General features: G+C 33.4%; 8 protein-coding genes. 4 read left to right on the top strand and 4 right to left on the bottom strand.

Features of this window, described 5'->3' with window-relative positions; all coding sequences use genetic code 11:
- Positions 1–172 precede the first annotated feature (172 nt).
- The 4 genes from AC3DU7_RS05005 to AC3DU7_RS04990 all read left to right on the top strand — a co-directional run bounded on the left by AC3DU7_RS05005 (position 173) and on the right by AC3DU7_RS04990 (position 5,486).
- Complete coding sequence (locus tag AC3DU7_RS05005; RefSeq protein ID WP_488038257.1) at positions 173–2,344, top strand: hypothetical protein; 2,172 nt, start codon at positions 173–175, stop codon at positions 2,342–2,344.
- A gap of 564 nt (positions 2,345–2,908) precedes the next feature.
- The gene (locus AC3DU7_RS05000) at positions 2,909–3,631 is read left to right on the top strand and encodes an aldehyde oxygenase (deformylating) (RefSeq protein ID WP_488038256.1); all 723 of its coding nucleotides are present in this window, start codon (positions 2,909–2,911) and stop codon (positions 3,629–3,631) included.
- A gap of 175 nt (positions 3,632–3,806) precedes the next feature.
- Positions 3,807–4,826: a long-chain acyl-[acyl-carrier-protein] reductase gene (locus AC3DU7_RS04995; RefSeq protein ID WP_488038255.1), complete on the top strand. Its 1,020-nt coding sequence runs from the start codon at positions 3,807–3,809 to the stop codon at positions 4,824–4,826.
- A gap of 363 nt (positions 4,827–5,189) precedes the next feature.
- Positions 5,190–5,486, top strand: coding sequence for a hypothetical protein (locus AC3DU7_RS04990; protein WP_488038254.1), 297 nt, complete (start codon positions 5,190–5,192; stop codon positions 5,484–5,486).
- 142 nt (positions 5,487–5,628) lie between these two features.
- On the opposite strand, the gene AC3DU7_RS04985 is transcribed toward AC3DU7_RS04990, so the two are convergent.
- From AC3DU7_RS04985 to AC3DU7_RS04970, 4 genes are all read right to left on the bottom strand, one after another.
- A complete protein-coding gene (locus tag AC3DU7_RS04985) occupies positions 5,629–9,816 on the bottom strand; it encodes a PAS domain-containing protein (RefSeq protein ID WP_488038253.1) in 4,188 nt (1,395 codons plus the stop codon).
- A gap of 91 nt (positions 9,817–9,907) precedes the next feature.
- Positions 9,908–10,924, bottom strand: coding sequence for a diguanylate cyclase (locus AC3DU7_RS04980; protein WP_488038252.1), 1,017 nt, complete (start codon positions 10,922–10,924; stop codon positions 9,908–9,910).
- Positions 10,921–16,674 (bottom strand): response regulator, encoded by a 5,754-nt coding sequence (locus AC3DU7_RS04975; protein ID WP_488038251.1) that lies wholly within the window; start codon positions 16,672–16,674, stop codon positions 10,921–10,923. Before AC3DU7_RS04975 ends, AC3DU7_RS04980 begins: the two co-directional genes overlap by 4 nt.
- 1,475 nt (positions 16,675–18,149) lie before the next feature.
- On the bottom strand, positions 18,150–20,039 hold the full coding sequence (locus AC3DU7_RS04970; RefSeq protein WP_488038250.1) for a caspase family protein: 1,890 nt from the start codon (positions 20,037–20,039) through the stop codon (positions 18,150–18,152).
- Between the last annotated feature and the right edge of the window lie 666 nt (positions 20,040–20,705).

Raw genomic sequence — 20,705 nt, 5'->3', positions numbered from 1 at the left:
GTACACATCAAGGTTGCATCTTTACCCAAAATAGTGTATACATAGAAACCGCAGATAATTGAAGCCTAAATTTAACTTTGTATATAAAGGCTTGCCTATTAGGTTAAACTAACCGGAAAGTCATTAAACATGGAATATATCTGTTGCTTGCTGTTCCGGATAAGTAGTGTATATGAATGAAAAATACAAAACAATAGATCGTTGGCGGACACTACGCCAGATGAAGCAAAAAAAACAAACCCAATGGCAACTACCTGAACGTAGGAAAAACCGCTTAGAAAGACTGCAACAACTTAGAACGGATAGCAGTCAAATACAAACATATAAACATTTGGCAAAACCTTCCACTCTGCAAAAACATTCAGTTTCTTCAATAGAAAAAACTAAGCAAAAAAGCCCGAAATCTGCAAACAATCTTTGGCCGATAAAATGGCTATTTTGGATAACACTATTAGTAATAGTTCCTACTGGGGCAGGTATAACAGCCATATCAGCTTTATTCAAATTACCTTCTCAGGCAGATTGTGAAGCAAGTTATTGGCCAACGGCATCAGCCAGCAAACGTCTTTATTGTGCTCAGATACTAGCTACTTCTCCCACCGTAGATAGTTTACTTCAAGCAATTAATTTAGTAGATGTATTATCAAATGACCATCCAATGCGTCCAAATATTGATGGTTACATTGAACAATGGTCTGAAAAAATATTGTCCCTCGGAGATTTAGCTTTCCAAGATGGAAAATTAGAAGAAGCTATTAAAATTGCCCAAAAAGTACCTCAGAAAGTTTCAGCTTATCCACTCGTCAAAGAACAGATTCAAAATTGGCAAAAAACTTGGACTAAAGCTGAAACAACCTATAAAAAAACTCAAGAACATCTGCGTCAGGAAGAATGGAACCAAGCTTCCATGGAAGCTTCTCGTCTACTGTCAATACCAAATGTACATTGGGAAACGAAAAAATACCAGGAACTAATTAACGACATCAAAAGAACTCGCAAAGAAGGTACTAAATTAAACCAAGCACGAGAGATAGGAGAACAAGGTGGACTAGATAATCTCACGAATGCTGCCAACAAAGTTCAATCAATTGGAAAAAATAGCTATCTCTATCAGACTGCTCAAAAGTTAATACTAAATTTGGGCGAACAAATAGCCGATATAGCCTTAGCCAAACTAAATGAAGGAAATTGGCAAGAAGCACTGAAGATAGTCAATAAAGTTCCTGAAAATAATGTCCTAGAGCAAAAAGTCAAAGATATAGAATTATTAGCTCGTGCCCATTCTCCAGCTAACCTTGGTACAATAGCAGGACTCGAAGATGCTATTGCTCAGGCCCAAAAACTCAAAACAGAACGACCTCTTTACAGCAAAGCCCAACAGTTAATTAGTCTTTGGCAACAAGAAATTGCAGATGTCAAGATTATAGAAGAAGGAAAAAAACTAGCCCAACCAGGAGGAATTAGCGATTTGAAAGTGGCGATCGCTAAATTACAGACTGTTCCTCCTTATAACCCCCGTGGACAAGAAGCAACTACTTTAATAGGAGATTGGAGTAGACAACTACAGCAACAAGAAGACCGGCCTTATTTGGAAAAAGCAGAAAAATTAGCAAGTTTTGGCGATATTAGTTCTATACAAGCTGCCATTGATGAAGCAAGTCAAATTGCTAGGGGCAGAACTCTGTATGAAGAAGCTCAACAGAAAATCCAAAGGTGGACACAAAGAGTTCAACGCTTTCAAGATCAACCAATTCTTGATAATGCAGAACTTCTAGCATCTTCAGGTAATTTAGAACAGGCAATTTTTACAGCACAACAGATTCAACAAGGAAGAGTTCTATATTCCCAAGCTAGCTCTAAAATACGGCAGTGGCAATCTCAAAAAGATGTAGAAGAAAGTTTAGAGAATGCTCGTCAAGCAGCAGCATTAGGGACAGCAGATGGTTATGCTCAAGCTATAACTTTAGCACAGATGGTACCAACTTATAGTTCTAGGAAATCGGAAGCTTCCCAGTTGATTAATCAATGGGGTCAACAAATTTTATCGATTGCTATGGACGAAGTTAATCGAAATGTACCACTAGCTATAGAGATTGCTAGCAAAATTCCAGTAAGTAGTATTGCCTATAACTCCGCTCAGAGTCAAATTAGAGTTTGGCAAACCTGGCTGAGTACAGCTCCATCTGTACAAGATCAAATTCCAACTTCAGAAGCTGTAGAGTATCAAACTATACCTATACCTTCAGACCAATCTCAAAAATTGAGAGAAGAAAATCAAGATGCCATAACAGATGAGAGAGGTAAACCCTTAATATCTGCACCAAAGTTTTTGAATAATAATTAACTTAACTATTCTAACCAAGAGAATATTAAAGAATTATTGGCCATTATAAACTAATGTAATATAAATAATGGCCATAAGTAACAAAGTATAATTTAAAATACCAATAATCAAGCCGAGTCAATATTCACTGTACTTATGAGGTTGACATATTTCCTAGTTTGTTCATTGCAGGACATCAAAAGGATGCTTCAACTTCTACAGGTAGTCCTTGTTCATAAACCAGGTAATGCTCCTCCCTATATTTTTAATGATAATATCGGTCTCTATCTCTTACAAAATTCTCTGACTAGAGTTTACTGGACTTCTTACTGTTTCTGTTAAAATGGTCAGTGGATTGATGTATAATCTAATTGTGACTAAGCATTTATACTGAAAACTAAACTAGAATTGACAGAAATGGAGGTTTTCACCAAGATTAAGGCCATAGCTACCGAATAAATTACAGTTAGACTAGGCAATTATTCTAGAAAGTAGGTACAGTAAACTATAAGCTTAAGTTAAGATAAACCAAATATTTTTCTTTGCCTTGATAAAGCTATTTTTTCATGAGGAGATAACTAACTGATGCCAAAGCTTGAAGCAATTTCAACAATAGATTCTCAAAGTGAAACTGACAAAACAATATTTGAAAGTGAAACTTACAAAGATGCCTACAGCCGAATCAATGCAATTGTGATTGAAGGAGAGCAAGAGGCATATGAAAACTATATAAGTCTAGTAGAAATGTTACCAGATCACGAAGAGCAGCTCAAGGGCCTCTCAAAAATGGAAAGTCGTCACAAAAAAGGCTTTCAAGCCTGTGGCCGAAATCTGAAGGTGACACCAGATATGGAATTCGCCAAAAGTTTTTTTGAGCCACTACATCAAAACTTCCAAGAAGGAGCAAAAACAGGTAATGTAGTTACTTGTTTGCTAATTCAATCTCTAATCATTGAATGCTTTGCGATCGCAGCCTACAATATCTACATACCAGTTGCCGACCCCTTTGCTCGGAAAATTACTGAAGGTGTAGTCAAAGATGAATATACCCACCTCAACTTTGGCGAAGTATGGCTAAAAGAGCATTTTCAAGACTCCAAAGCAGAACTACAGGAAGCAAATCGCAAAAACTTACCCCTGGTATGGAAAATGCTGAACCAGGTGGAAAAAGATGCTAAGAACATGAAAATGGAAAAAGATGCTTTGGTTGAAGACTTTATGATTGCTTATGGCGAAGCTTTGAACAATATTGGCTTCACAACTGGAGAAATCATGCGGATGTCAGCTTATGGTCTGGTTGCCGCATAGTTGATTTCAATCAAAATGGAAATTGGGATGAGGAATAAATAATGGCATAGCATTTAACAAAAAACTTTTTCATAGTGAAAATATATAGTTGCCAACTGCCATATACTAATTCCTGCCTGATTTCCACATACCATCAACAATAACTAACTTACTTACTAATAATACTTACAATTTAATGTTTGGTCTAATTGGTCATCTAACTAGCTTAGAACACGCCCAATCAGTAGCAAGAGATTTAGGGTATCCAGAGTATGCAGATCAAGGTCTTGATTTCTGGTGTAGTGCTCCGCCTCAAATAGTCGATACAATTAAAGTAACAAGTATCACAGGTCAAAAAATAGAAGGCAAGTATGTAGAATCTTGTTTTCTGCCGGAAATGCTAGCAGCTCGCCGAATCAAAGCGGCAACTCGTAAAATAATGAATGCTATGGCTCACGCTCAGAAGCATGGTATTGATATAACTGCTTTGGGAGGCTTCTCATCAATTATTTTTGAGAATTTTAACTTGCAAAAATTTCAGCAAATTCGCAATATTACATTAGAATTTAAACGTTTTACTACTGGTAATACTCATACCGCCTATATTCTCTGTCAGCAAGTGGAACAAGCTGCCCAACAGTTAGGAATCGAATTGTCAAAAGCAACTGTTGCAATATGTGGAGCAACTGGTGATATTGGTAGTGGAGTTTGTCGCTGGTTGAATACTCAAACAGAAGTGGCAGAATTATTATTAATAGCTCGTGAGCAAGAGCGGCTAAAAAATCTACAAGCGGAATTAGGACGAGGTAAAATTTTAGAACTAAGTGCAGCCTTACCTCTAGCAGATATTATTGTTTGGGTAGCTAGTATGCCCAAGGGTGTAGCAATCGATCCAAATGTTTTGAAGAAACCTTGTTTATTGATTGACGGTGGTTATCCAAAAAACATGGCAACTAAAGTTCAACAAGAAGGAATCTATGTTCTTAGTGGTGGAATAGTAGAACACTCTCTTGATATTGACTGGAAAATTATGAACATTGTCAACATGGACGTGCCTGGTCGTCAATTATTTGCTTGTTTTGCAGAGTCAATGCTATTGGAGTTTGAAAAGTTATATACTAATTTTTCTTGGGGACGTAATTTAATTACTGTCGAAAAAATGAAACTAATTGGTCAGTTATCTATCAAACATGGATTTAGCCCTCTAATGCTTTGAAGAACGCATAAGATTAGGAGCATTTGATTTTCTTCCAGTTCAAAAGTAAAGGAAAATAGATAATCGATGAACGGCGTTGCTAAATAGATGTATGACAGGACTTACAGATAACCACCACTTATGGTAAGGGTTAACGGCTGTTAACCCCCGACAAATTTTCCCAACAAATGGTGTATAGTTTCATATGCGTTCGTAAGTCCTGCTTCAGTATTTTAAGTCTCTAGCTTCAACAGGTTATTACTTATAACTGATAACTGAAATGATCGGAGCGATCGTTACTATTTTCCGGAATTTCCTGATGACATGAAGGATCTAACTACAAGGACCTAGATAGTTTTATTCAATTGTTTGGAGTGGGAAGATATGTCTAATAATTCTACATCAAAATTTCGTCCAAGAAAACATATTATTTCTCTTGGTTGGTTTAGCTTTATAATGATTAGTAGTTTGACTGGTATAGTTAGAGATAGAAATTTTGGGAGCTTACCAATAAATTTTTTAATCGGTAGTATTCCGGTGGCTATTGGTCATAACATCGATATTCAGAATCAGAAAAAAGAGCAGAAGTTGCTATTAGCAGAACAGGAAAAACGTAAATTAAAACTCATAGAAGATTTAGCTCTGAGTCAAACCTTGTTGGAAAGAGCAGAAAATTTATAATATCGTAGAAGGAAGAGGGAAGAAGGAAGAAGGCTATTTATTAAGCAAGAAAAAAACTTAAATTTCCTACCTTCACAATCAAAACCTTGTAGAGATGTTCCATGGAACGTCCCTACTCTACCCAAATGAAAACTTCTGTAATTTAAAATCTGGATTTATACTTGAGAGGAGAAAATATTAAATTAACTGTTGTACCCTGACAACCATCAAAATCAATTTCAGCTTTCAATTGTTTACAAAGAATTCGCACTAATTTTAACCCCAAAGAAGAAATATTTTGCAAATCAATATCTGGAGGAATACCAATACCATTATCTTTAATTGTAATATAAACTTTTTCTTGTCTATCTTGATGTAATTCAACACATATTTCTCCAGATTCATTATTAGGAAAAGCGTGTTTAAATGAATTAGTCACCAATTCATTAATTAACAAGCCACAAGGAATTGCAGTTTCTAAATTAAGAGTTATTGCTTCTACATTAATGATAGGTTGAATGATACTTTCTCTATCCGCGTAAGAACAAAACAAATTATCTATCAAAGCATGAATATACTCACTAAAATCAACTTCAGCTAAATTTTTTGACTGATAGAGTTGTTCATGTATCAAAGCCATACTTTGAATTCTATTTTGGCTATCAGCAAATAATTCCTGCACTTTTTGATCTTCGATATAATCTGATTGTAAATCTAATAAATTAGAAATAATGTGTAGGTTGTTTTTCACTCGATGATGAATTTCTTTAAGTAAAATTTCTTTTTCTTGAAGAGAATCTTGGATTTGTTCTTCTGCTTTTTTACGATCGCTAATATCAATACAACTACCAATATAACCAGCAAACTTGCCATTGAGATTAAATCTAGGAACCCCTTGATTTAAAATCCAACGGTATTCGCCATCTTCTCTTCTCAAACGGTATTCTACAGTAAACGATTGATGGGTATAAAAATTTACTCGGTAATTTTCCAAATAATATTGTACATCTTCAGGGTGAATTCCCTTGAACCAACCTTTACCAACTTCTTGTTCTAAGTTACGCCCGGTAAAATCTAACCATCTTTTATTAAAATAGTTAAAAAGACTATTAGCTCCAGACATCCAAATTAATACAGGAGCACTATCAGCCATCATCCGAAAACGTTTTTCACTTTCTCGCAATGCTAATTCAGCTTCTTGATGTTCTAGAGCGCTAACAAAAATTTTTCCAATAATTTTTAACAAATTAATTGTAGATCTTGTCCAACTGCATAATTTACTTACTGTATCGAAACCGACGAAACCAATTAATTCATCTCCAGAAACCATAGGAATACACAACAAAGATTGAATTGACTGCGCTGATAATATTCGTTTTTCTCTACTTGCTTCCAGAGGTAAATTGGAAACTAATGGTATATGTACGACCTCAAATTGATTCAGTTTTTCCATTATCCATGGTAAATAATCTATAGGAAAATTCTGTTGATCTTCAATTTTAGCTTCTGTTTTTGTCGCTCTCCATTGGTGAGTATTACTAACTTGAAGTCGATCGCTACTTACTAAAAACATATAACTACGATCTGACCCTGTTAACTCACAAAGTTGCTTTAATGCTATCTGGATACTACTATTAATTTCATTAGGATTAAGGTTAATAAAGCTAGTAGAGATATTAGCCACAAGTTTTTCTAACTCCAGTTGTTGCTTAAGGGTTACTTCTGCTGCTTTGCGATCGCTAATATCCTTGTGAGTACCAATCATTCTCACTGCTTTGCCTGCTTCATCCCTGACTACAACTTTGCCGTAAACTGCTATCCACTTCCATTCACCAGATTTAGTTTGTAACCGATAGTCAAAAGCATAGATAAATGAACTATCTTCCAAGTGCAAATTTAAAGCATCTATCACCCAAACTTTATCCTCTGGATGAATTAGCATTTCCCAAGAATTTATCTTCTTAGGAAGATCGCCTGAATTGTAGCCTAACATTTCTAACCATCGATAACTATAATAGCAGTCGCCCGTGGCAATATTCCAATCCCATAACCCATCACCTGAGTTTTCTAATACTAATTGCAATCGTTCTTGAATTAGTTGTAACTTTGTATCTACTAGTTTGTCTTCACTAATATCTTGTGCTATTCGAGCTATTTTATCAACTTTCCCTGCCCGATTTTTGATAGGAAAGGCACGAGTCAAAATCCAACGTATTTCTCCATTAGGTAGCATAATACGATATTCTTGCTTTTCTTCCACTTCCGTGAAATTTGCTAAAGCTTCCACTACCTTTGGGCGGTCTTCTGGATAAATCACATTTAGAAAAGAGTGGGGTGACTTGTATAACTCATCGCGATGATAACCCCATATTTTTTCATAACTAGGAGAAATATAAAAAATTTGATTGTTGTGAGGGTCGTGTACCCAGAAAACACTATTGATATTTTCTGCTAGTTTATGAAATATGTCTTGACTTTCTTGTAATGCTGCTTCTATTTGTTTACGTTCAGTAATATTTAAAAATGTCCCAAAAACTTTTTTGACTTCACCTTTCTCGTCAAAAATTGGCTTTCCTGTAATTGATATATATTTTAGTTCACCACCTGGACATAAAATTCGTTGCTCGAGTTCATAGCTTTGACCTTGATTAATTGCTAAATCAATTGCTTTTTGTATTGCTGACAAATCATCAGAGTGAACTAATTTAAAATAATCTTCTATACTTACAAAAGTTGATTTTTGTTGTATACTAAGAATCTTGTAAACTTCTTCTGAACAGATTAATTGATTTGTAGTCAAATCATTTTCCCAACATCCTATACCAGCAATTTTCTCTACTTCTGTTAATTGTGTTTGACTATGGAGAACACTTTCTAAAGTTTCTTTTTCATCCGTAATATCTCGTACAACTGCATAGATTAAATTTTCTGTTAAGAAAGGAACATTATTCCAAACTAGCCAACGGTAGGAACCATCTTTAGTCCGATAACGGTTCTGAAATTTGATAGCTTGAGCATCATCAGTAATACTTTGGACTTCTACAAGAGTAATATCTCTATCTTCTGGATGTACAAACTCAATATAAGGTACTGTTAATAGTTCTTCTGTGGTATAACCTAAAATTTTTGACCAACTTGAATTAAGCTTTTTAAAGTAACCGTCAGTACCAAAAATTACTAATAAGTCAAGAGAAATATCAAAAAAGCGATCGCTCTCTCTAAAATTATCTTTTAGATGTTGATTGATTTGAATAAAATATCGTACTAAATCTTCAATTTCCTTAAATTCAACTATTTTTAAACATGAGTGTAAATCTTCTTCATTAACTTGATTAATCAGATGATTTTGAGCTGCTTTTAATAATTTGTATATAGGTTTAGTTATCCATTGAGAGATTAACATCCCTAAGTAGATAACCAAAGCCATTGCTAATAAATATAAAAAGAGAGTTATTTGAAAATTTGTCTTAATTTGTGGTGCAAATTCTGATTTGGGAACAGCCACTACAATTAACCAATCTTGATTTTGATTGGGTATTAATTTGACAAAATATTGCTGCCCTGTAACTGTTAATTCTAAATCTTTTGTACTTTTAACATCATAGTAATTTTCTTTTAATTTATTACCTATTTCTTGAATTAATATTTCCCTATAATTATCTAATGATTGACTTGATTTACTAGCAACAACTATCCCCGATTTTTCTATAAGATAAATTAAATTTGATTGAGTTATACTTGCTTTCTGAAGTAACTTATCAATTTCTGAGATAGGTAACTCAACTGCTAATACTCCAATGAGACTATTATTCCGGTCATAGACTGGATAACTAGCTAAAATTGCTCCTGATTCTGGTGAATATTCTGAATTATCAATTTTCTTCCAGACAGGTTTACCTGTTTTAATAACATCTCTATACCAACTTTCTATTTGATAATTATATTCGTTACTTTTAGATATTTCTGTGAGATTTTCTGAACTTAACTTATTCATTAAGTTGATGAGTAAACTATTATCCTGTTTTCTCTTTACTCCTACAAACTGTCCATTTGTACTGCCAAAATTAATCTGGCCGACATTATATTGTTTTATTTGCTGAACAAACAAATCCTTGGTTTTGATTAAATCATTAGAATTCAACCATCCTAACTTAATTAAATCCTGGTTAATGTTATGAATAAAACTAGGTACTTCTAAATAATTATCTAAATCATGGGTAACAATGTTACCTGTTTGACTGTTAAGTTGATTAGCTAATTGCTTAACTGCTATTTGTTCTTTTTGTAATGATGCCCAGGCGAGAAATAAAACTGTAATTGATGTGGGAATAATCAAAGATAAAAACATCATTCCCCGCAGCGATATCTTTATTTTTTGCCGAAAAATATTATCGATCAAAAGTATATAATTACTCAGTTGTTTTATCATTTATTAAATTCATTCACTGAGAATAATAATTATTCTTGAAAAAGCTTCGGTCGCGCCCTTGAGATTTAGCCTCATAAAGTGCTGAATCTGCCTCTTTAATTAAATCACTAGGCTGAGAATTAAAGTCTGATTCCCACGATAATGATTTTCTAGTAGCAACCCCACAACTAATTGTGATACAGTTAGTAATTTTTGAACCTTGATGAGCAATAGCAGCATCTTTAATACTTTTACGAATTTTTTCTGCTACATAAACAGCTCCTTCTACATCCGTTTCTGGTAAAACAACTACAAATTCTTCACCTCCATAACGAGCTACTAAATCAGTAGAACGATTAACATTTTGGATAATAGTATCAGCAATTTTCTTTAAACAAATATCTCCTGCTTGATGGCCATAGGTATCATTATAAGCTTTAAAAAAATCCACATCACACATAATTATGGATAAAGGCAAACCATGTTTATGAGAACGTTTCCACTCACTTTCTATAAACTTCTCAAAATTGCGACGATTAGCAACCAGTGTTAAACTATCCAAAGAAGCTAAACGCTCCAATTCTTGATTAGCTTTTTCCAGTTTCTCACTCAACATCCGTTCTTTTTCTATTTGTCGTCGTAGTTCTTTCATTGCCCATTGAGTTTGCAATAACCGTCTAACTCGTTGACGTAAAACTGCCCAGTGAATTGGTTTAGTAATATAATCTGTTGCCCCTACTTGAAATGCTAAATCAACAGATGCTTGGTCGTCAAGAACTGTAATCATTAATACTGGTGGACTATTTTCTCCCAATAACTGATGTAGTTTGGCACAGCAAGTAAAGCCATCCATCCCAGGCATCATTGCATCAAGTAATACCATGTCTGCTAATTGTTTTTGACAAATTTCTAAGCATTGCTCCCCACTATTTGCCTCAATAACTTGATACCCATCTTTCTGCAAAATACGACGTAGTATTAGTCGAATAGTATTTTCATCATCAACTATTAATATTCGGGGTGCTACAGTCCAAAAACCTGATTTAATCATTTTATAGATTTATTTCTATTTTTTGATTGTAATTCTACTTTCACTCTATGATGTTCTTGATTCATTACTTCTGTTAATTTATCTGCATTTTCTGTCGTGCCCATACTGCCTATTGCTTCTAATTGTCCACATAGTTGAGCCAAATTATTAGCTCCTATGGTTAAGCTAAGAGATTTTAGAGCATGAGCCGCATTTCTTAATTCAGTCCCATCTTTAGCTGATATTGCTGCTATAATTGCATCTCGCTTTTGAGGAGCTTCTTCTAAGTAGCTATCTATTATTTCTTGTAAAATGCTTTCGTCTCCCCCTGCAGCTTGCTCTCTTAAATATTCAAATACTGACTCATCAATAGCTGGAGTTATAAAGTTCATATTTTTATTTTGAGAATTGACTAGAGATAAATGATCATTTCGATCTTCATCTTCTAATACTAGATTATTTTGTACAGTAATATTTGATTCTACTGAAACTTGGTTTTCTAGATTAACAATTTGTTCTGTAATTAACCCTTGATTAAGTTGATTTGATTGTGCATCAACCTCTTTTACTACTTCAACTATCTTATCTTTATTTTGAACTTGATTTTCTAGATTAACAATTTGTTCTGTAATTAACCCTTGATTAAGTTGATTTGATTGTGCATCAACCTCTTTTACTACTTCAACTATCTTATCTTTATTTTGAACTTGATTTTCTAGATTAACAATTTGTTCTGTAATTGACCCTTGATTAAGTTGATTTGATTGTGAATCAACCTCTTTTACTACTTCAACTGTCTTATCTTTATTTTGAACTTGATTTTCTAGATTAACAATTTGTTCTGTAATTAACCCTTGATTAAGTTGATTTGATTGTGCATCAACCTCTTTTACTACTTCAACTATCTTATCTTCCTTATCTTCTACTGCCAAACTGTTTGTTGGCAAATCATTTTTCTGCCTTGGCTTTCTATGACTAATATAATTATTTAATGCTTTGACCAATGCTTCCACTCGAACTGGTTTACTTATATAATCATTCATTCCTGCTTCTAAGCACTCCTCGCGATCGCCCCGCATCGCATGAGCAGTCATAGCTACTATCCAAGGTCGTTTGACTTCAGAGAAAATTTGACAAATTCGTTTTGTTGCCTCTAAGCCATCCATTTCTGGCATTCGTACATCCATGAAAACTAAATCGTAGTGTTGACGACGCAATGCTTCTAGAGCTTCCAACCCATTATTAGCGATATCAGCACGATAACCTAGTTTTTTTAAAGATAGTAAAGCTACTTTCTGGTTTACTGTTACATCTTCTACTATCAGTATGCGTAATGGTAATTCAACTTCTACTTCATCACTTAATATTGATTTTGCTTTTGAAGCTTCAGGTTTAACTGATACTCGTTGTACTCCTAGTACAGAAACCAACATTTCATATAAGTTAGATTGTTTAATTGGTTTACTCACAAAAGCTGCAAACGAAGCTCTTCCAGCAATTTCTTCTGATGTCAGTTTGCCTATTGAACTTAGCATTATTAAAGGCAATTTTTTATATTTTGGTATGGATTGAATTTTCTCTGCTAGGCTTAAGCCATCCATTTCTGGCATTTGTAAATCTAGTACTGCAATATCAAAAACTCTCCCAGAGCGGAGTAAATTTAGAGCTACTTTTCCTGACTCCACTGCTACAACATTCATTCCCCAAGATTCTACTTGAAGAGTAATAATTTGGCGATTAGTTGCGTTGTCATCAACTACAAGTAGGCGCTTTTCTGTAAGTTCAGGCTGTGATTTTTTGAGCTTAGATTCAGTATTTGTGTCAGTTGCCATTGCCATCATCGTAAAGTGAAATGTAGAACCCTTATCTATTTCACTTTCCACCCACATCTGGCCACCCATAGCCTCACTTAACCTTTTACTAATAGCTAATCCTAAACCTGTACCTCCATAATTCCTGGTCATGGAAGCATCTATTTGACTAAAAGGTTTAAATAATCTTTCTAATCTATCTGTGGGAATTCCGATTCCTGTATCTGTTACTGCAAATTCAATTTCATATAGGTTGTCAACAGGTGTAGGATTTCTTTTGATGGCTGAGTTTGTACTTGTTTGGTGATTATTAATATTTTCTGGGCAAGGCAATTGACTATTAGCTGACAACCAATTTTTTCCATTTATTGAGACAATAACTTCTCCGCTATCAGTAAACTTAACAGCATTAGAAAGTAAGTTGGCAAGTATTTGACGTAGCCTCGTCACATCACCTACTATTGCTTCGGGGGTATCTTGATGAATAATATAAGCTAATTCTAAACCTTTAGCACCAGCTTGGGAAGCTACTAAATCTAAAGCTGATTCTACACAACTTCGGAGATTAAAAGGTTGGTCTTCTAATTCTAGTTTCCCAGATTCAATTTTAGAAAAATCAAGAATGTCATTAATAATTGTGAGTAATGAATCACTGCTATTACGAATAGTCTCTACAAAATCTTGTTGTTGAGAGTCTAATTTTGTATCCAGTAATAACCCAGTCATGCCTATTATTGCATTCATAGGAGTCCTAATTTCATGACTCATCATAGCGAGGAATTCACTTTTAGCTCGATTAGCAGATTCAGCTTCTTGTTTAGCCGCCTCTAACTCCAAATTTTCAGTTTGTAGCTGTATTTGTCGCCGTTTTTCTTGCTCCACATAATCAGCTTGTGCTAGGGCAATTCCTACTTGTACAGCAACTGACTCCAATAAATATATTTCTTCTTCAGCCCAATGACGAATGCGATCGCATTGATGTAAAACAATTACTCCGTTCGGTTCTCCTTTATATGAGGTGCGAATTGCTAATACTGACTTTACTCCTAATAAGCAACAAACTGAAGCATCTTTGAATAATAATGGCTCTAAGTTGGTGTTGTCGCTACTAATAGCTTCGTCTTGAGCTAATAATTTTTGCAGATTATGGTTTTCCTCTAATACTAGTGATAGACCTTGTATTGATTTATAACCTGATTCAAGATATTCTTCTACTAGAGGAATTTGTGGTGATGGTTTAACAATATAGCAATAAATTAAGCAGCGATTTACTTTAAATGTTTGACCTATTAGTTTGACTGCTGTTTGAAATATGCGATCGCTATTTAAGCTAGAACGAATTTCTGTGGTTAACCGTTTATGGAGTAAAATGTGTTTTATGTTGTTTTTTAGGGCAGCTTTTGAGGAATAATGTTCTACCTGATTTCCTACCCATTTTGCTATTAGTTTTAATATCTGGCGATCGCTCTCTTTAAAAGGTTCTGGTTTTGGGTATGGACTTGCAAAGCTTATAGTACCATATGGGTTACCTTCTACTATTACGCTACAGCCAATGTAAGTTTCTAGCTTAAAAAATGTTTGAGCATAAGCAGGATGATTTTGCCATTCTGAATTTCCTGCTGCTTCAATACTTATTGGTTCATTTTTTTTGATTGTCTCGCTACAATAAGTTTGTTTTATATCGGTTGTATCTCCTGCTGCGATCGAAAAAGGAAATCCTTGGAGAACTTGAGATGCGACTACTTCATAAGTTTCTCCCTTAATGTTTGCTAAGATTCCTATTTCTACTCCATATTGCTTTCGCCCCATTTCCAAAATTCTTTGTAAAAAAGTATCAAGATTTTGGTCTGTCTCTGAAGCTACTGTATAGAAACCGTGAAGAATTTTTTCTGCTTCTTTTAGTTTATTTTCTGTTTGTTTTTGTTGTGTAATATCAATAGCCGTAGCAAGAAATCCAATAATTTTTCCTTCACTATCAAGTTGTGTTGTGATGACTAAACTTACTAATAAACGAGAGCCATCTTTTCTAAGATAATTCCATTCTTGAGATGTAAAAATTCCTTGCCTTGCTGATTCTACTAATGTATCGAAATCTTTTATGGAGCGATTTAATTTCTGACTTAATTCTTTGGTGCGTTCTATTAATTGAAATTTGTCATGAAATATTGTCAGGTTTTCTTTACCAACTACTTCTTGTCTATGATAACCCAAAAGTTTCTCTGCACCAGAATTAAATGCAGTAATCTGACCATCAATATCTGTAGTAATAAGCGCAACTGCTGTTGCAGCATCCACTACCTGTTGTAAGCGATCGTTTTGAGCTACAAGTTCTTTCTGTGATAATTGATCATTTGTGATTACTTCAGTGAAAATAATTATGCCACCAATGTCACTTTCACTATTATACCAAGGGTGTATTTTCCATCGTACTAATAAACCATCTGGTTTAGGAAACCGATCTTCCTCGCATTTTTGAACTGTTCCTGCAAGACAAGTTGTATAAATTTGCTTCCAGCGATCGGTAATGTTGGGAAAAACTTCATAGTGACTATGCCCAATAATATCTTTTTCTATTAAATTGTAATCAGTTAGCCAACACTTAGATGTCCATAAGTAGCGCATATCTTGGTCTAAAATAGCTACTGCTATAGGTATATGTTCTAGTAAAATGTCTTGAAAAATATCACATTTTTGCGTGTTTTGCTCTTGGTTTTCAGTAATATCGCGAATGGTAATCAAGCCACCAATCAATTGATTGTTTTCATTGTTAACAGGGTAATAATAGAATTCTAATAATCTTTCTTTTTCTGTGTTTATAGCAGTGGATTGTATAGTTGCATTAAAAGCATTTTTACTACTGGCTATTTGAGATTTGAAAAAGTTATTTTCTGATTTTTTTTTGTAATTTACAGTAAATACTAATAGATCGAATATTGATTTACCAATAGCATCCTTTTTATTAATACCTGATATTTCTTCAACTCTACAAGTCCAATCTATACAGTTATAATTAAGATCGAATTTAACTATTCCATTGCTACTAATTTCTACTATTTTTTTTGTATAAAATAAATCGTTTTTAAGTAAAAAATCTTCCCGATTGAATTTTGAAATATCGCGAATATATATTATTATTTGTTCAACATCTGATGTTTGAAAAAAAATTTTTGCTCTCACATCATATAAATTCGAGGAACCATCAATATGATAAAATCTTGTTTTTATATCTAATGCTGATTCTGGATTCTGAATAATCTCCGTTAATTTATCTATAAAAAATAAAAAATCATCCTGATGAACTAATTTCAGAAAATTTATGCCAATTAATTCTTGCTTTTGATAACCGAATACTTTTTCGGAGGCTAAATTATTATATAAAATATTGCCACCAATATCTATAACCGTAACTGCATCAGAATTACTTTCTATCATTAGGCGGAAGTAATCTTGACGATCGAGTAGTCTCATTGGAGAAGATATATTTGAAACCAATCCTCCTAAGTGGATAAAGGAAAATATTAAATCTACTATCTTTTGATCGTACTGCCGAATTTCTCGAACATAAAAAATAATAACTGCAACAACTATATTGTTCGCTAAAATTGGAAATCCTAAAGCTGTTTGGAGACCTACTTCAGTTGCTTTTTTCGCTCGTAAATAAATTGTTTCTGGTACACTACTAATATCTTTTTCCCACTCTGGTTGCTGAGAAATCCAAATTCGACCAGCCATATCAACACTAGGTGGAAATGTTATTTCTTCACTGTAACTATGAAATTTTGTTAATAATTCTTGAATTTCAGGTCGTCCATACCAGATTGGACTACACTCTATGCTAGTACCGTTACTATCTGGTATCCATACCTCTACATAATCTCCATCAATACTTAAACAGGCTTTATGGATTAATTCTTCTAGAAGTTTATCAAATTTTTCGGATTTTAGCTGGGCATAAGTCATAGTAGACGAGTTTCTGATTAACAGAAATTCTTAGGTTTACAAGCTACATAACCTTATATTAATTTTCTCTTGCTAAGGATTAATTGAGCATTGAGGATTCAATAAACTCCAGAAGTTCACAAATGGAACTATATCTGTTGACGATATACTCCATTTAACTCTTGTAGATAATAAAATCCTTACTCCTTATCCATTAACTAAAAAGGTAAAGTATTGAGGGAGCTTTTGCTTATAACATTCTCTCAATTAGTGAGGGAAAAATGTGAGGCTTAAGCAATAAGGAATCTAGGAATGTATAATGCAGTTAAGCTGCATCAGACATTTTACTCCTATTGTAGCTATTTTTTGAAATTCGGTATCGGTAATTAGATTAGCTAGTAACTATAATTTCAGACAACTTTGCTTTATACTTACCTGATAATTACTGTATCTTAAAATTGTCGGAATATTTAGATTGACTTACTACGCTAAATTAACTAAAAATACTAAAATTTAAAAGCAGATAATGCTTCACTATTTAAAGATTTTAATTATCTAAAAAGTAAGCATTTCCTGCGGTGTGCTGCGCAAACAGCTATTAGTACTAATAAATCAGCTTTTTTGTGAATAAATAAAACACATTTATTATAAAGATTTAAGGTTTTTATATATGCTTGAAACCATACTTAAATAATAATTTTAGTATTTAAATCTAACCTCCTGAATATAAACAAGCTAATGGATGAAGTCCGTATTTCCGACCTTATGAAGCTAACTAAAGGGTGCTTGTTCAGCATTATGCAGGAAATACTTACTCTTAAAAATCAATAAAATTTAGTAGATATTGTAAATATTAATTGATACGCTCGAGCGGGGATTTAGTATGATTTATGTTTTTTATAAATTGCTAAACTAAACCATTGAATGAGAAATATTTGAAGTTCTTCAGTTTTTCTTTTAATACCTTAATTCGGCAACGCTGAAAAAACTATAGAAATCAGATGTGAGAAGCTAACTGGACAATTAATCAAGATATCTCAGTGATTTCTTTGATAAATCATTCCTGATTCCTATATATATAGGAATTTAATTTGAGTTACTTCAAAAACTTGATAGCTTTTAGGAAAAAGGCAATCATCTTAGAGAGAACAAATAAGAAGGTTTGCCGGAATTTTTACTGTTAGTAAATAACCAACTCTTGTTTGATATATCAAATCAATATGAAGCTACTTGATTAGTGAAGATATAATTATTAATCAACTTAGCTATTGGCTTAATTCATTAAAACAAGTTTTTATACTTCATATTTTCCTATTTAGCCTAAAATACTAGCTTTTTTTGATTTAAAAAAATGCTTTAGCTAATATCAGTCAATACTTTGAGAATCAATCAGCAAGTTCTATTTAAACAGAGCATAGTTAAAGCGATGGGTAAACTATGCTTCTATCATTTTTATAAATATAGCTATTGATTTATCATTTATTATTACGATTGGTTCAATTTTTCTTCTTTGTTTTTTGTTGATTTTTCCAACTTGCTAGTGCTTGTTGAGCAGATTCATAAGCTGGTGTGCCATAAGGAACTAACTCAACAGCTAAAATAGCCTCACTTAAATTGTTATTTTTGGCTCGCACTTTAGCTATACTAAAAATAGTATTACTCCACTGAGCAATCAGTTTTTGAGCTTCTTCATACTTAGGCTCACCAGGTAGAACTTTACGGGCATCACTAATTGCTTCAATATAAGATGAAGCTAATCCTGGTTTAATCTTTTCTTTTGCAGTTTTGAGTAATGCTTCATTAAACCCTTTATTAGCTTTTTTTTGTTGAATTACTTGGGGTTGCCATTCAGCAATCGCTAACTGTGCTTCTTGATAAATTGGTCGGACATTCATAGGTACTAATTCAGCTGTATTAATTGCACCATCAAAATCTCCTTTTAATGCTCGTCCACTAGCTATATCAAGAATAGTTAAACTCCAACGTTCTATTTGATTTTGTGCTTCAGGATAAAGCGGATCGCTTTGAGAAATTTGGGACGCTTTAATAATTGCTTTACTAAAACTAGAAGCTGTAACTGAATCAAGTTCAGTTATAGCTTCAGATAATATTAATTGATTTGCTGGAGCTTGATTTTCTTCTTGCTTTCCGCTACCTTCCTTCGCAATATCAGTTTTTTCCTGAGATTGACTTTCAGAAGAAGAGACTACAGGTAATGTTGATAAAGTTACTTCTGATGAGGCATCTTCCTCCATCTCCGTTTTTGTCCCAGGTAAAGTCCCTACACCTACCGCTTGTGTACCTGTAAATATAGGCTTATTTGTTAAAAATACACCTAATAGAAGTACTAGAAAAGTTAGGCTACTTCCTACAATCAACTTTTGTAAAAAATATTTATCAGAATTAATGTTTTGAGAAATATTTTCAGACATTTCTGCTTTTATATATATATTATTTTTGCTATTTATTTGAGATTCAATTTGATGATTATGACTCTTATTACCATTCACCATATCTATTTTAGTAATATTTGTTAAAGGAGTTTTTACTGATTTTAAAATTTGTTTTTTTGTTGTAGAAGCAACTAATGAATCAACAATTAAACTTTCTTTTTCTTTCGTAGAGTTAGAATCATCGTAAATTTTTTGAGGTAAAATAGTCCGATTCATTTTTTCAGCAGAATTTACCATTATTAGATGGTTTTGTTTTGGTTGTAGATATTGAGTAGATAATTCCGGTAAGCGATTACTTAAAAAGTTATCTAACTCTTTGAGTGTTGTACATTTTCTATAACGTAACCCTTCTATAATAGCCGCTGTAAAAAATCCTAGGCGTAGGGCAGAAGTTTCAGAGGAAATCTGCTGTGGACTACACGACATTAACAGAGGTATTTCTAACTCTCTCGCTACTTCTACTGTTTGAACACCAACTTGGTTGTCCATTCCCATCAAATGATTGTGGTTAATATCCAATATAACCAAAACTTCTCCCGTGGGAGACATTGTCAAAGTTTCTAGTAGTTTAGTTATTGATATTCCTGTAGTTTCAGGGTCCTTAGGATTACCATCAATTGGCATCATATAGTCTTGATTTTGATGCACAACACCATAACCACTGAAGAAATACCAGAGAAAATTTTCCTTTTGCAATTGATTTTGGCAAAAGTCTTCTATCAGGTCTAGTATATTTTCTTTGCTAGGATAGGTGGGTTGTTCCCAAATTGGTAATAAATTACTTTCTGTTAATAATAGGCATTGTTCTGATGAAAAATTTGTTTCGTTTAACAAAAAGCTATGCAGTTCTTCTGCATCTTGTTTAGCGTAACTTAGAGGTTGAATAAACTCATATTGATTTATACCAACGGCAATACAAGCATAATTTTTCATTTTATAATAATCCTTATACTTAATAAATTGCCTCTACAGCTAGGATAACATTTATAGGCCATTACTATTCTCAGATTTAGTAAGATACCCTTAACTTATTACTTGGCCTTTAATTTGAGTGTTGCATAAATGCGCTTGGGATTTTAATAGTTTTGTGGAATGGACATCTGCCCGTTCCTAATATTTTCACCACAGGCAAGATACCCACCCCACTTAATAATCATCCTGCCCCTCAGCAATGCCTACAATTTGAGATAACTTTAAAGTTGCTAAATTACAGATTATGTGGTTTCTATCCTGATCTCCTATAAGTAAAAAGTAATAGTTCATAAAGCAATCTCAAAATGGACATTATTTAGCAGATATTTTTGAATCAAATATTTTTTCTTAACAAATTTTCAAACCTCAAAAACCTTTCCATAGAGGATACCCAGCCTACTTAATATTAATTATGTCCCTCAGTAATGCCTAAATTTGAGATAACTCAGTTGCCAAATGCAGATATGTGGTGTATTTCCTTTCTCCTATAAGTTAAGTAAAAAGCAATAGTCCATAAAGCAATCTCAAGATGGACATTATTTAGCAGATATTTTTGAATCAAATAACAAATAAATATTTTCTTGATAAATTTTCAAGCCCTACAACTCTTGCCATACATGAGACACA

The sequence above is a fragment of the Okeania sp. genome, from assembly GCF_983059655.1.
The sequence above is the reverse complement of the archived record's forward strand: the minus strand, read 5'-3'. Positions and strand labels throughout refer to the sequence as shown.